The 13,636-nt window shown below is 62.4% G+C and carries 11 protein-coding genes; 10 read left to right on the top strand and 1 reads right to left on the bottom strand.

What is annotated here, in order from left to right; all coding sequences use genetic code 11:
* Positions 1-43 precede the first annotated feature (43 nt).
* The 10 genes from BQ8794_RS13745 (at position 44) to BQ8794_RS13700 (ending at position 12,694) form a co-directional block, all read left to right on the top strand.
* Positions 44-1,354, top strand: coding sequence for an NAD(P)/FAD-dependent oxidoreductase (locus tag BQ8794_RS13745; protein WP_077378406.1), 1,311 nt, complete (start codon positions 44-46; stop codon positions 1,352-1,354).
* On the top strand, positions 1,336-2,847 hold the full coding sequence (gene thrC, locus BQ8794_RS13740; protein ID WP_244554941.1) for a threonine synthase: 1,512 nt from the start codon (positions 1,336-1,338) through the stop codon (positions 2,845-2,847). The genes BQ8794_RS13745 and thrC overlap by 19 nt, the downstream gene beginning before the upstream one ends.
* Before the next feature lie 33 nt (positions 2,848-2,880).
* A complete protein-coding gene (locus BQ8794_RS13735; RefSeq protein WP_077378222.1) occupies positions 2,881-3,825 on the top strand; it encodes a homoserine kinase in 945 nt (314 codons plus the stop codon).
* 38 nt (positions 3,826-3,863) lie between these two features.
* Positions 3,864-5,051 (top strand): glycine C-acetyltransferase, encoded by a 1,188-nt coding sequence (locus BQ8794_RS13730; RefSeq protein ID WP_077378403.1) that lies wholly within the window; start codon positions 3,864-3,866, stop codon positions 5,049-5,051.
* Complete coding sequence (gene tdh, locus BQ8794_RS13725; RefSeq protein WP_077378219.1) at positions 5,051-6,085, top strand: L-threonine 3-dehydrogenase; 1,035 nt, start codon at positions 5,051-5,053, stop codon at positions 6,083-6,085. Before BQ8794_RS13730 ends, tdh begins: the two co-directional genes overlap by 1 nt.
* Before the next feature lie 210 nt (positions 6,086-6,295).
* Positions 6,296-7,603, top strand: a complete 1,308-nt coding sequence (locus BQ8794_RS13720; RefSeq protein WP_077378216.1) for an NAD(P)/FAD-dependent oxidoreductase — start codon at positions 6,296-6,298, stop codon at positions 7,601-7,603.
* Between the two features lie 248 nt (positions 7,604-7,851).
* Positions 7,852-8,718, top strand: coding sequence for a GNAT family N-acetyltransferase (locus BQ8794_RS13715; RefSeq protein ID WP_077378213.1), 867 nt, complete (start codon positions 7,852-7,854; stop codon positions 8,716-8,718).
* Positions 8,719-8,737: 19 nt separating this feature from the next.
* On the top strand, positions 8,738-9,907 hold the full coding sequence (locus tag BQ8794_RS13710; protein ID WP_077378210.1) for an alanine racemase: 1,170 nt from the start codon (positions 8,738-8,740) through the stop codon (positions 9,905-9,907).
* Between the two features lie 61 nt (positions 9,908-9,968).
* On the top strand, positions 9,969-11,243 hold the full coding sequence (locus tag BQ8794_RS13705; protein WP_077378206.1) for an NAD(P)/FAD-dependent oxidoreductase: 1,275 nt from the start codon (positions 9,969-9,971) through the stop codon (positions 11,241-11,243).
* Entirely contained in the window at positions 11,240-12,694 is a 1,455-nt protein-coding gene (locus tag BQ8794_RS13700; protein WP_077378203.1) for an aldehyde dehydrogenase family protein, read from the top strand. The genes BQ8794_RS13705 and BQ8794_RS13700 overlap by 4 nt, the downstream gene beginning before the upstream one ends.
* A 174-nt stretch (positions 12,695-12,868) precedes the next feature.
* Here the strand turns inward: BQ8794_RS13700 and BQ8794_RS13695 are convergent, their stop codons facing one another.
* Complete coding sequence (locus tag BQ8794_RS13695; RefSeq protein ID WP_077378400.1) at positions 12,869-13,546, bottom strand: aspartate/glutamate racemase family protein; 678 nt, start codon at positions 13,544-13,546, stop codon at positions 12,869-12,871.
* Between the last annotated feature and the right edge of the window lie 90 nt (positions 13,547-13,636).

Raw genomic sequence — 13,636 nt, 5'->3', positions numbered from 1 at the left:
CGGTCCGCTCCCGATCCCGAAAACCCAGCGAGAAGTGACTCTGATGCACGAGCCGAAAGTCGCCAACAAGAGCACACCCTACTGGTGGGAAGCGGCGCCCGTCATGCCGCTGCCGCCGCAGCCCCTGGCCAGGACGGTCGATGTGGCAATCGTCGGCGCCGGTTATGCGGGGCTTTCGGCCGGGCTTGTGCTGGCGCGCGAGGGGCGCTCGGTTGCAGCTTTTGATACGATGAATCCGGGCGAGGGGGCCTCGTCGCGCAATGGCGGAATTACCAGCGGCAGCATCCGGCTGGACTACGCCACGATCACCCGGCGCTTCGGCGAAGAAAAAGCCATGGCGATCGAGGCCGAGGGCAAGGTCGCGCGCGAATTCCTTTACGACTTCATCAAGTCGGAAAAGCTCGACTGCGACTTTCAACTGGTTGGCCTGTTCAAGGGCGCCATCGGATATGAACAGTACGAGAAGATGGCCCGCGGCGCCGAGGCGTTGGCGAGGAAACTGGGGATCGAATCCTACGCTGTTCCTTATGCAAAGCAGCGCAACTACGTCGGCACCGACTTCTATCGCGGCGGCATGGTCCGGATGGACATCGGTGGGCTGCACCCGGCCAAATTCCACGCGGAGCTCCTGCGGGTGGCGCTCGCTTCGGGACTGGCGGTGCATTCGAACACGCCCGTGACCTCAATTGAAAGGGATAGCTCCGGGTTCCGCGTCGCGACTTCGGCCGGAACGGTGCAGGCGCGCCAGGTGCTGGTCTGCACAAATGGCTACACGGATGGCGCCAGTCCCTTCCTGCGCCGTCGGCTGGTGCCGGTTCGCAGCCGGATCATTGCCACCGAGGAACTCGCGCCTGAGCTGATGGCGCGCCTGATGCCGAAGCGGATGATGATGGGCGAGGGCCGCGAGCTTGGCTTCTATTACCGCCCTTCGCCGGACGGCAGACGCATTCTGCTCGGCGGGCGCGACAGCTCGCGTGCCGGCGATCCGGCAGCCCCGACGCTCCGTCTGCGCAACGGGCTGGGCGAAATTTTCCCAGAACTGGAGAACGTTCGTCTTTCGCATAGCTGGTTCGGCAATGTTGCGATGCACCGCGACATGCTGCCCAGGATCTTCGAGAAGGATGCCGTGGTCTATGCCACCGGCTTCTGCGGTTCGGGCGTGGTCTGGGCGCCATGGGTCGGCACGCGTGCGGCTCACAAGCTGATGGGACATAGCGATCGGGCGCGCACCGCATTCGATTTCCGACCGCCTGCGGCCATCCCGCTCTATCGTGGCAATCCGTGGTTCCTGCCGGCCGTTATCAAGGGCTACGCCCTGCAGGACCGTATCGCCTGGTGGCGCGCCAGCCGCTGACAGGCGGAAGGGTGGCGGTCACTCGACCCTTGCCGAACAATTGCGGCGACAAGGAACAGCATCACATGCACTACATCTCCACGCGCGGCCATCCCGAACGCAGGAAGTTCTGCGAGGTTCTGCTTGAAGGCCTTGCCCCGGATGGCGGCCTCTATGTGCCCGAGGTCTATCCTCGGCTGGATGATGCCACGCTGGAACGGTGGCGGGGCTTGTCCTACCCAGTGCTCGCCTTTGAAATCCTGTCGCTCTACATCGACGATATTCCGCCCGCTGACCTGAAGGCCATTTGTGCAAAGACCTACAGGCCCGAGGTTTTTGGGACCGCCAGGATCGCGCCCGTGCGAACGCTTGAGACGGGTCTCCATGTGGCGGAACTGTCGAACGGTCCCACCCTGGCGTTCAAGGACATGGCGATGCAGTTGCTCGGCAATCTGCTCGAGTATGAACTGGCGCGGCGGGGTGAGGAGCTGAATATCCTCGGGGCAACCAGTGGCGACACGGGCAGCGCGGCGGAATATGCCATGCGCGGCAAGGAGGGCATCCGCGTCTTCATGATGTCGCCCCACGGACGCATGAGCGCCTTTCAGCAAGCCCAGATGTTCAGCCTGCAGGACGACAACATTCACAACATTGCCATCGAAGGGGTGTTCGACGATTGCCAAGACATCGTGAAAGCCGTGTCCGGCGATGCTGACTTCAAGAGGCGCCACCGGATCGGCGCCGTCAATTCGATCAACTGGGCCCGGCTGGTCGCTCAGGTGGTGTATTACTTCTCTGCCTATTTTCAGGTGACTGAAGAGAATTCGTCAGAGGTCGACTTCGCCGTTCCCTCGGGCAATTTCGGCAACGTCTGCGCCGGTCATGTTGCGCGCATGATGGGCCTTCCCATATCCCGTCTCGTCATTGCGACCAACGAGAACGACGTGCTCGATGAGTTTTTCCGCACCGGGGTGTATCGCGTGCGGGGCCGGGCGGATACCCATGAAACCTCGAGCCCATCCATGGACATTTCCAAGGCCTCCAATCTCGAGCGTTTCGTGTTCGACTTGCTCGGTCGCGACGCCAGCAGGACGAGATCGCTGTTCTACGATCAACTGCGCGAAAGCGGGTCGTTCGATCTCAGCGGGGATCCCGCCTTCGGGAAGGCGGCGGACCATTTTGGTTTCCGCAGCGGGAAGAGCACCCACGCCGACCGGTTGAAGATGATCCGTGACGCGTGGCACCGCTTCAACGCGCTGATCGATCCACACACTGCAGACGGCGTGAAGGTTGCGCGCGAGCATTCGGTTTCGGTTGTGCCGATGATCGTGCTCGAGACGGCCCTGCCGGTCAAATTTGCGGAGACCATCAGAGAGGCCCTGGGTCGAGAGCCAGTTCCTCCGCAACGGTTCGATGGCATAGAGGGTTTGCCGAGACGGTTCAAACTGCTTCCCGCCGATGCACAGACCGTGAAGACCTACATCGCCGAAATCCTGCAGGCCGCAGTCTGCTGAAATGCTGCTTCCTCGACCGGGACCTTTTTCGCCATGGCCGTATATACCGAGCTGTCACCCGACGAAGTCGCAACCTTCTTTCAGGCTCTGGGCCTGGGACAGCCGAATTCCGTTCGCGGCAGCACGAGCGGAATTGAGAACACGAACTACTTTGTGGATACCGAGGCAGGCGAATATGTGCTGACCCTGTTCGAGCGGCTCACGTTCGAGCAATTGCCCTTCTACCTTCACCTGATGAAGCACCTTGCGGCACGGCGAATGCCGGTCCCGGATCCGGTTGCCAACGTCGGAGGCGAAATCCTTCACACGCTGAAAGGCCGGCCTGCCGTGATCGTCAACAGGCTTCCTGGCGAGAGCGTGACGGCGTCGACAGAGTCGCATTGTCGCGCTGTCGGGGAGATCCTGGCGCGAATGCACGTGACCGGCAGCGACTACCCACGGCGACAGGCCAATCCGCGCGGCCTCGAATGGTGGAACGAGGTGGTGCCGGTGGTCGGCCGCTGCGCATCTGAGGGACAGCGCTCGCTGCTCACAAGCGAACTGGCCTTTCAGAACCAAATTGCTGTGTCCTCCACCTACGAGCGACTCCCCAGGGGGCCGGTGCACGCTGATCTCTTTCGCGACAACGTGTTGTTTGAAGGTGGTCACCTGACCGGCGTCTTCGATTTCTACTTCGCCGGATGCGACACCTTTCTGTTCGATATAGCCGTGTGCCTCAATGACTGGTGCGTCGATAGTGGCACCGGCCGCCAAGATACTAAGCAAGTTGCCGCCTTTCTCGGCGCGTATGAGTCAGTTCGCGCGCTCACTGGACCCGAACGCTTATTGCTTCCTGCGATGCAGCGCGCCGGAGCATTTCGTTTTTTGCTATCGCGTCTCTGGGATCTGTACCAGCCCCGGGAAGCTGCGCTCCTCAAAGCACACGATCCAAGCCACTTCGAGCGCGTGTTGCGCGTGCTCCGGGGCGAAATCGCATGAGCAAGACCGCGAAGATCACCAATAGAAGTGAAAGCATGATGGCACCGACTCTCAAAGACCACGTTCGCGAGCTGCTTTCGCAGATCGAGACGGAGGGCCTGTACAAGCGCGAGCGCGTCATCACCTCGCCCCAGTCGTCCGAGATCGAGGTTGGCGGCCGCAAGCTGCTCAATTTCTGCGCCAACAACTATCTCGGCCTCGCCGACAGCGAAGAGCTGCGCGAAGCGGCGAAGGCCGCGCTCGACCGATACGGCTACGGCATGGCCTCGGTGCGCTTCATCTGCGGCACACAAGAGGAACACAAGCAGCTCGAGGCAAAAATATCGAGCTTCCTCGGTATGGAGGACACAATCCTCTACGGTTCCTGCTTCGATGCCAATGGCGGCCTGTTCGAGACGCTGCTTTCCGAGGAGGACGCGGTCATTTCCGACGCGCTGAACCACGCCTCGATCATCGACGGCGTCAGGCTCTCCAAAGCAAAACGTTTTCGCTATGCCAACAACGACATGGCGGCGCTCGAGGAGGAATTGAAGAAGGCCGAAGGCAGCCGCTTCAAGCTGATCGCCACCGATGGTGTATTTTCCATGGACGGCATCATCGCCAATCTGATGGGCGTCTGCGATCTCGCGGAAAAACACAATGCCATGGTGATGGTCGACGACAGCCACGCCGTCGGGTTCGTCGGCGAGCACGGCCGCGGCACGCCGGAATATTGCGGCGTCGAGGGCCGGGTCCATATTCTCACCGGCACGCTCGGCAAGGCGCTGGGGGGTGCCTCGGGTGGCTACACGGCGGCGAGTGGGTCGGTGGTCGAATGGCTGCGCCAGCGCTCGCGGCCCTATCTATTTTCCAACACGCTGATGCCTGCGATCGCCGGGGCCTCGCTGAAGGTGCTGGATATGATCGAGCAGGGCGGCGGCCTGCGCCGCCGGCTCTACGACAACGCCTCGCGCTTCCGTGCCAACATGGAAAGCGCGGGCTTCACGCTGGCCGGAGCCGACCACCCGATCATTCCTGTGATGATCGGCGATGCCGCGCTGGCTTCGCAAATGGCCGACATGCTGCTTGAGCGCGGCATCTACGTGATCGGCTTTTCCTTTCCCGTCGTGCCCAAGGGTCAGGCCCGCATCAGGACGCAGATGTCAGCCGCCCATTCGGCCGCCGATATCGACCGGGCGGTGGCTGCGTTCGGTGAGGTGGGCCGCGAACTCGGGGTGATTGGCTGATGTCCAACATGATGCGCGCACTCGTTAAATCTCGCGCCGAACCCGGTATCTGGATGGAAGAAGTGCCGGTGCCGGAAATCGGCCCCAACGACGTTCTGATCAAGATCAAGAAGACCGCGATCTGCGGCACCGACGTCCACATCTACAATTGGGACCAGTGGGCGCAGAAGACCGTGCCGGTGCCGATGGTGACCGGCCACGAATTCGTCGGCACGGTCGCCGACTTCGGCGCGGCGGTCACCGAATACAAGATCGGCCAGCGTGTTTCGGGCGAAGGCCACATCGTCTGCGGCCATTGCCGCAACTGCCGGGCGGGCAGGGGGCATCTGTGCCGCAACACGCTCGGCGTCGGCGTCAACCGGCCGGGCGCCTTCGGTGAATATCTGGCGATCCCGCAGCACAACGTCGTGCCGATCCCTGACGACGTGCCCGACGAGATCGCCGCAATCTTCGATCCCCTGGGCAATGCGGTTCACACCGCACTGTCCTTTGATCTGGTCGGCGAGGACGTGCTGGTCACCGGCGCCGGGCCGATCGGCATCATGGGTGCACTCGTCGCTCAATGCGTCGGCGCGCGAAAAGTGGTCATCACCGACATCAACCCGGTGCGGCTGGCGTTGGCGAAAAAGCTCGGCGTCCAGCATGTGGTCGACGCGTCGAAGGAAAAGCTGCGCGACATCATGCCGGCGCTCGGCATGACCGAAGGTTTTGACGTCGGCCTCGAAATGTCGGGTGCGGCACCCGCCTTCCGCGACATGATCGACGCCATGAACAATGGCGGCAAGATCGCCATTCTGGGCATCGCGCCGACCGGCTTCGAGATCGACTGGAACAAGGTCATCTTCAAGATGCTGCATCTCAAGGGCATCTACGGCCGCGAAATGTTCGAGACCTGGTACAAGATGATCGCGCTGGTGCAGGGTCCGCTCGATGTCAGCGGCCTGATCACCCATCGCATCGGCGTGGACGACTTCCAGACCGGGTTCGACGCAATGCGCAGCGGCAATTCCGGCAAGGTGGTGATGGACTGGTGAGGGCGGCCTTGGGGCTGGACTCCAGGGCTCGCCATTCGCGGCGTGAACGCCCGGGAACAGCGCGATTTTTGAGTTCGTGAGGGCGATGATGACGCTGCTTTTTCATTCAGGGCTATCGAATCCAGGACTTGATTGCCATCTGGCCTGCCAGCCGCTGACAGGCGGTTGGTCATGTCGAGAGGCATTCCGCTACGGACCGGGCAAGCAGCAATGAAGACTCAAATAGTCGTCGTTGGCGGCGGGGCTGGAGGTCTTGAACTCGTGCGGCGGCTCGGAGCACGGCTCGGCCGCAAGGATTTCGATATCATTCTTGTCGAGCGGAACCACACCCATGTCTGGAAGCCGCTCCTCCATGAGGTTGCGGCCGGATCACTCGACGCAAATCTTGACGAAGTGGGCTACCGCGGCCACGGGCACCGTTGGGGCTACCGCTTCTTCTACGGGTCGCTGGAGGCCATCGATCGCACCGCGCGGCAGGTCACAGTTGCGCCGATTTTCGACGATGACGGGTCGGAACTGGTTGGCCGACATCGGCTCCGATACGATTACCTCGTAATCGCAATCGGGTCGGTTTCAAACGACTTCGGCACTCCCGGAGTCAAGGATCATTGTCTTTTCCTCGAAGACCGTCATCAAGCGGATCGCTTTCGATTGAAGTTGTTGAACCATTGTCTTCGAGTTTCCAGGACAGTGTCAGCCGATCCAAGCGACGACGCCTTTGTTGATATAGCTATCGTAGGTGGCGGCGCGACAGGCGTCGAACTCGCTGCTGAACTCTACAATGCTGCATCATCTCTGAGACATTATGGCCTGGAAGTCTTCGACGAGACCCGGTTGAGGGTCACTTTGATAGAGGCCGGGCCGCGGATTCTTCCGGCTCTCCCGGATGCTTTAGCAAAGGCCGCGCATCAGGAACTTGAGGCCCTCGGCGTCCGGGTGCTCGCAAAGACAGCTGTATCCGAAGCAACGGAAAAGGGATTGAGGTTTGCTACCGGGGAGCAGATACACGCCGATATTTGCGTCTGGGCTGCAGGAGTGCAGGGGGCAAATATTCTGGGAGAGCTCGACGGACTCGAGGTGGCGCGCAGCAGGCAACTTGTCGTCCTTCCCACCCTCCAAACGAGCCGGGACGAGCGCATCTTCGCTATCGGCGATTGCTGTTTTTTCAAGCCAGACGGGGCGGGCGGCCCGGTGCCGCCACGAGCTCAGGCTGCCCACCAGATGGCATCGACCGCTTATCGCAACATTCTTCACTTGATTGCCGGGGAAACGCCGGAGGCATTTGTCTATCGGGACAAGGGTTCGCTAGTGTCGTTGAGCCGGTTTTCCACCGTCGGCAGCTTGATGGGAAACCTCGTCGGAGGGCGGATGGCGATCGAGGGGCGGCTGGCCAGGATGATCTACGTGTCTTTGTACCGCATGCACCTGGTGGCCATACATGGCTGGATCAAGGGCCTGGCTCTTATCCTGGTCGGCCATGTCAACCGCGTTGTCCGTCCGCGTCTCAAATTGCATTGACGCTGGTCAGGTGTGTGCCGCGACCGAAGGATGCCGCTGAGGTCTGCATTGCACCTCGCCTGAGCGACGCCCGAGTGGCCTTGCCGCGTTCCTCGCCCGATTTGCGCCATATGGCATGCCGACGGACGGCTCAAAACGAATGATCCGGCTGAATTCAAAGGTCAAAACGGCAGCGAAAACTGTCGGCCTGGCGCGACTCTAAGGTCCGACTTCAATATGGCTTTGGATCAAGCGACAGCGTTGCACTTATGGCCGTTGATCATGACAGAGATATCGTCAGCGCCCCGACCGAGCTGATGAAATTCGAGACCCGCCACGTGCCGGGCGCGCTGAAGCTGTCGCAGGAGATGGGCTGGCCTTATCGCCAGGAGGACTGGGAATTTGCCGTGGCGGTCGGCAATGGCCTGGTCCTTGAGCGGGCCGGACAGGTGATCGGCACTGCCATGTCCTGGAATTACGGACAGGCCTATGCCACTGCCGGGATGATCATAGTCACCGGCTCCGCGCAAGGCGGTGGCAACGGCTCCCGGCTTTTTGACGGGTTGCTTCAGGCCACGGACGGGCGCAACGTGCTGCTCAATTCGACGGAAGAGGGGCTCGCGCTCTACAAGCGACGCGGATTCAATGCCTGGGGCACGGTGATTCAGCACCAGGGCCCGCTGACCGTTGCCGTGACGCAGAGTACCCGCGACGACATCCGTCAGTCGACGGTCTCTGACCTCGCGGCAATCCAGGCCTTCGACGAACGGGCCACAGGCATGCCCCGGCCGTCGATGGTGGCTGGCCTCGCTGATGCGGGCAGTGTTTTGGTCATCGAACGCGCGGGGCGTATTGCAGGCTACGCCATCGCCAGGCGGTTCGGCCGCGGCTACGTGGTCGGCCCTGTTGCTGCTGAAAGCGCCCAAGACGCGCGTCTCCTGATCCTGGCCCAGCTTGCGACGCTTCACGGCCAATTCGTGCGCATCGATGTCTATGCCGAACACGGATTGGGCGACTGGCTGGATAGCCTGGGCCTCGCGCGTGTCGGTGATGTGATCGCGATGGTCAAGGGGCGACAGCCTATCTGCGCCGGGACTGCCCGCATGTATGCCCTGGCAAATCAGTCGTTCGGTTAAGGAATGAGGTAGGGAAGCGATGGATACAAATGTAAATATCCGTGAGGCGGCACAAACGATCGATGCCCTCATCACCCCGTCGCTGCTTCTGGACCGGGGGCGGCTCGAGCGCAACATCCAGCGTCTGGCCGATCATGCCAGAAAGCTGGGCGTGGTGCTGCGACCGCATATGAAGACGGCCAAAAGCATCGACGTCGCCCGACATGTGTTCCCCGGCGAACCCGGCCCGATCACGGTCTCGACCATCGCCGAGGCGAAGTATTTCGCGGGCCACGGCTTTCGAGACATCACCTATGCAGTCGGCATTTCGCCGGCTTCGGCCGTCCGCGCCATGGAGCTTTGTCGCCGCACCGGCGCTGATGTGAAGCTGCTGCTCGATTCCGTGGAGCAGGCCGACGCCCTGGCCGGTGTGCGCGAAGCCACCGGCGTGGCGCCGTCCGTCTTCATCGAACTGGACTGCGACGACCATCGCGGCGGACTGAAGCCGGACGATCCCAAGCTGCTCGAGGTGGCCAACAGGATCGTCGCAGCGGGCGCCAACCTGGTCGGCGTCCTCGCCCATGCCGGCGAGTCCTATGGCTTGAGCACGCCCGATGCACTGGTCAAGGCAGCCGAGGACGAGCGTTCGGCCACCGTGCGCGCCGCCGAAACTTTGCGCTCTCACGGCCATGCCTGCCCGATCGTCAGCCTAGGCTCAACGCCGACGGCGCACTTCGCCGAGAACCTCGAAGGCGTCATGGAGCTGCGCGCCGGGGTCTACATGTTCTTCGATCTCGTCCAGCACGGGGTGGGGGTCTGTGCCATAGACGATATCGCGATTTCCGTGTTGGCCACCGTGATCGGGACCAAGCCGGAAAAGGGATGGGTGCTGGTCGACGCGGGGTGGATGGCGCTTTCGCGCGACCGCGGAACCGCAAACCAGCAGATCGACCAGGGCTACGGCGTGGTTTGCGACGAAAAGGGGCGGGTGCTTGAAGATGTGATCGTGGCGCAGGCCAGCCAGGAACACGGTATCCTCGCCATTCGTGCCGGTTCTGGAAAGTCCATGCCCGATTTGCCGCTCGGGGCTCGGGTCCGGATTCTGCCCAACCATGCCTGCGCGATGGCCGCCCAGCATCACTTCTACAGCGTCGTCAACGGGGACAGTCCCCGGATCGAAGCACATTGGGAGCGGATGCGCGGATGGTAGGGGCTCCAATCGCAACGCTTTGCATGGCGCCCATGCAAACTGACGCACTGGTGGTGCAATCATGAAGTTTACATCTTATTGGCTGGATACCTCTCAGCCGTTCAATGAGGGCGCGTCCAAACCGCTCGAAGGCCACTACGATGTGGCGGTTGTGGGCGGCGGCCTGACCGGATCCTCCGCGGCGCTGGCCCTCGCCAAAAAGGGCGCCCGGGTTGCACTGTTGGAGGCCGAAACGATCGGCAACGCCGCATCTGGCCGCAATGGCGGGATGTGCAACAACGGTTTTGCCCAGAACTACGCGATCATGGCCGGCAAGCACGGCAAGCCGGCCGCAAACGCGCTCTACAAGGCTTTCGACGCCGGCGTCGATATGGTCGAGCGGTTGGTGCAGGAAGAAAAGATCGACTGCAGCTTCTCCCGGGTCGGCAAGCTGAAGCTTGCCGCCAAGCCTGAGCACTACGACATGCTGGCGCGCAGCCAGGAACTGCTCGCCGCCGATGTCGATCCCGGAACGAGGATGATCGCGCGCGCCGACGTACGAAGCGAAGTCGGCACCGACCGCTACTATGGCGGGCTGCTGTTTCCCAAGAGCGCCAGCATGCATGTCGGCCGTTTCGTCCGGGGTCTGGCGACCGCGGCGGCGCGGCGTGGCGCAGAGGTCTATGAAAACGCCCCCGTCATGGCTCTGCGCAAGGTCGCCGACGGGCATGAGGTCGAGACCCCGCGCGGCCAGATCGTCGCGCGGCAGGTCCTGCTGGCGAGCGGCATTTCCCAGGTCGGTCCGCTCGGATGGATCCGCCGCCGCATCGTGCCGGTCGGCGCCTTCCTGGTCGTGACGGAACCGCTGTCGCCTTCGCAACTCGAGCGCCTCATGCCAACCCGACGCAATGTCGTCGACACACGCAATCTCGTCGTCTACTGGCGGCTGACGCCGGACAATCGCATGCTGTTCGGCGGGCGGGCCCGGTTTGCAGTGTCCAATCCGCAATCCGACGAGAAGAGCGGCCGGATCCTGAAAGCGGCGATGGTCGAGGTCTATCCGGAACTGGCCGACATCCGCATCGATTACTGCTGGGGCGGCATGGTCGACATGACCCGCGACCGCCTGCCGCGCGCCGGGGAGCGCAACGGAATCTACTACTCGATGGGCTATAGCGGCCACGGCACCCATATGTCGACGCTGATGGGCAGCATCATGGCCGATGTTATGGACGGGCGTCCCGACCTGAACCCCTGGAAGGATTTCGACTGGCCGGCGATCCCTGGATATTTCGGGCGTCCATGGTTCCTGCCGATCCTCGGTGCCTATTACCGTATGAAGGACCTTGTCACATGATTTCGCCCCTCGAACACCTGTCCCGCAACGGCCGCCTCGACAAGTTCTTCATCGACGGTCAATGGGTCGAGCCGAAGGGCACCGCCGAGGGCGTCGTCGTGAATCCCGCCACCGAAGAGGTCGTGGCCCGGTTTCCGCTCGGAAACAGCGCGGACGTGGACGCGGCCGTTTCAGCGGCCCGCCGGGGGTTCGCCACCTGGAGCCGTACCAGGCCGGAATACCGCGCGGGTCTGCTTGATCGCCTGCAGGCGCTGCTCGAAGCGCGCAATGAACTGCTTGCGCAATGCTTGAGCCTCGAAATGGGCGCTGCGATCGGATATGCGCGCACCGCGCAGGTGCCGCTGGCGATCGCCCATGTGCAGGTCGCTCGCGATGTCCTGAAAACCTTCCCCTTCGTCGAGCAGCGCGGCCACACCGCCGTCACCCACGAACCGATCGGTGTCTGCGCGCTGATCACGCCCTGGAACTGGCCACTCTACCAGATCACCGCCAAGGTTGCGCCGGCGCTCGCCGCAGGCTGCACGGTCGTGCTGAAGCCAAGCGAGCTCTCTCCTTTGGACGCCCTGCTGTTCGCCGAGGCGATTGAGGAAGCCGGCTTCCCTGCCGGTGTCTTCAACCTCGTCAATGGTGACGGCCCAGGCGTGGGTATGGGGCTCGCCTCCCACCCGGCCGTTGACATGATCTCCATCACCGGCTCCACCCGTGCCGGCATCGCGGTGGCCCAGGCCGCCGCGCCGACGGTCAAGCGCGTCGGACAGGAGCTCGGCGGCAAGTCGCCGAACGTGATTTTGCCCGACGCCGATCTCGATCGTGCCGTTTCGCTGGGCGTAGCCGCTGCCTTCCGCAATCTCGGCCAGTCATGCAGCGCGCCGACGCGTATGATCGTGCCGCGCGAGCGGCTGTCCGAGATCGAGGCAGTCGCCAAGAGGGCCGCAGCCCAGATCATCGTCGGCGATCCTCTTTCGGAAGCCACCACTCACGGTGCAATCGCCAACCGGTCCCAGTTCGACCGCATCCAAACCATGATCGGCGTCGGCATTTCGGAGGGAGCCAGGCTCCTCACCGGCGGGTCGGGTCGCGCGGACGATCTGAGCGTCGGGTTCTATGTGAAGCCGACCATCTTTTCCGACGTGCGCACAGGCATGCGCATTGCCCAGGAAGAGGTCTTCGGCCCAGTTCTGTGCATCATCCCCTACGACACAGTCGAAGAGGCCGTCACTATCGCCAACGATACGGTCTACGGCCTGGGGGCCCATGTGCAGGGCAAGGATATGGACGCCGTCAAGGACGTCGCCTCGCGGATTCGCGCCGGCCAGGTTCATCTCAACTACCCGGCCTGGGATCCGAACGCCCCGTTTGGCGGTTTCAAGCAGTCCGGAAACGGACGCGAGTATGGCATCGAAGGCATGTTGGAGTATCTCGAGGTCAAATCCATCCTCGGCTATTTCTAGGCGACATCTTCGCCAGGCGCAGAGGGCGCAGCTGGCGCCGTCTATGCCTGTAGGCAGGGCGGATCGTTAACCAGTTGAGTGAAGACTGCGCGGCTCGCTGCGCCTGTCGCCGAGTTCTCAGGCGCAACCGGGATGTCGGCTCGAGAAGCGAGATCCATTATCAGTTGCAGGCGCTCACCGCTCTAAACGCCGTTTCACGTTTTCAACCCCAAGGACGGGGCTTGTCAGGACTGGAAGCTTTTGGACCGTGCCCCGCACCGCACGAGCCATCGAGGCCTGCGCAAAAACGACCACATCGACCTTCTGCGACAGCTCTTCGAGAGCTAGGCGGATTTGCGCGTCATGGGCTTCGACGTCGCCGCCGGCGAGGAGCTGAAACGCTCCCTCAACCAGCACATCGTCGATCGCTACATCCTTGCCCGCCTCGCATGCCTTGCGCTTCAGCAGTTCCACGGTCGGCACCAGCGTTGTCGACAAGGTCGCCAGGACACCTATGCGGTTTCCATGCTCGACAGCGGCTTTGGCCATGCCTTCATCAATACGGAACAGCGGCACAGGACAAAGCGGCGCTATGGCATCGACTGCCGCTCCGAGAGTCGAGCATGTGACGACAATCGCATCTGCCCCGGCATCGACTGCCGACCATACGTAGGTACCAAGCCTTCGTTTCGTCAGATCGGATAGCGACCCGCGCTCAATGGTATTTCTCAGGAGGCTCTCGTCGAGGATCGCGAACGGCTTCCAGTCGGGCAAATGTTCTTTGGCGAGGCCCTCGAACTCGGAAACAAGGCCGGAAACCGTGTGGATGAAAGCCAGCTTTCTGGCGGAAGCGCTCGTGGTTTGGTCTGGCATGTGGTTTTCCATCAAGTTGCTGGAAGCTGAGTTGGCGGAACGCCGACAATCCCACCGCCGATCACCACGACGTCCGCTGACTTGGGGAGC

The organism is Mesorhizobium prunaredense, from assembly GCF_900156895.1.
Taxonomy (GTDB): Bacteria; Pseudomonadota; Alphaproteobacteria; order Rhizobiales; family Rhizobiaceae; genus Mesorhizobium; species Mesorhizobium prunaredense.
Note: the sequence above shows the minus strand (reverse complement) of the source record. Positions and strands in the feature narration are given on the sequence as shown.

Coding starts and splice junctions, on each gene's coding strand:
- BQ8794_RS13745 (WP_077378406.1), top strand. CDS start 44: ATGCACGAGCCGAAAGTCGCCAACAAGAGCACACCCTACTGGTGGGAA.
- BQ8794_RS13735 (WP_077378222.1), top strand. CDS start 2,881: ATGGCCGTATATACCGAGCTGTCACCCGACGAAGTCGCAACCTTCTTT.
- BQ8794_RS13730 (WP_077378403.1), top strand. CDS start 3,864: ATGGCACCGACTCTCAAAGACCACGTTCGCGAGCTGCTTTCGCAGATC.
- tdh (WP_077378219.1), top strand. CDS start 5,051: ATGTCCAACATGATGCGCGCACTCGTTAAATCTCGCGCCGAACCCGGT.
- BQ8794_RS13720 (WP_077378216.1), top strand. CDS start 6,296: ATGAAGACTCAAATAGTCGTCGTTGGCGGCGGGGCTGGAGGTCTTGAA.
- BQ8794_RS13715 (WP_077378213.1), top strand. CDS start 7,852: ATGGCCGTTGATCATGACAGAGATATCGTCAGCGCCCCGACCGAGCTG.
- BQ8794_RS13710 (WP_077378210.1), top strand. CDS start 8,738: ATGGATACAAATGTAAATATCCGTGAGGCGGCACAAACGATCGATGCC.
- BQ8794_RS13705 (WP_077378206.1), top strand. CDS start 9,969: ATGAAGTTTACATCTTATTGGCTGGATACCTCTCAGCCGTTCAATGAG.
- BQ8794_RS13700 (WP_077378203.1), top strand. CDS start 11,240: ATGATTTCGCCCCTCGAACACCTGTCCCGCAACGGCCGCCTCGACAAG.
- BQ8794_RS13695 (WP_077378400.1), bottom strand. CDS start 13,546: ATGCCAGACCAAACCACGAGCGCTTCCGCCAGAAAGCTGGCTTTCATC.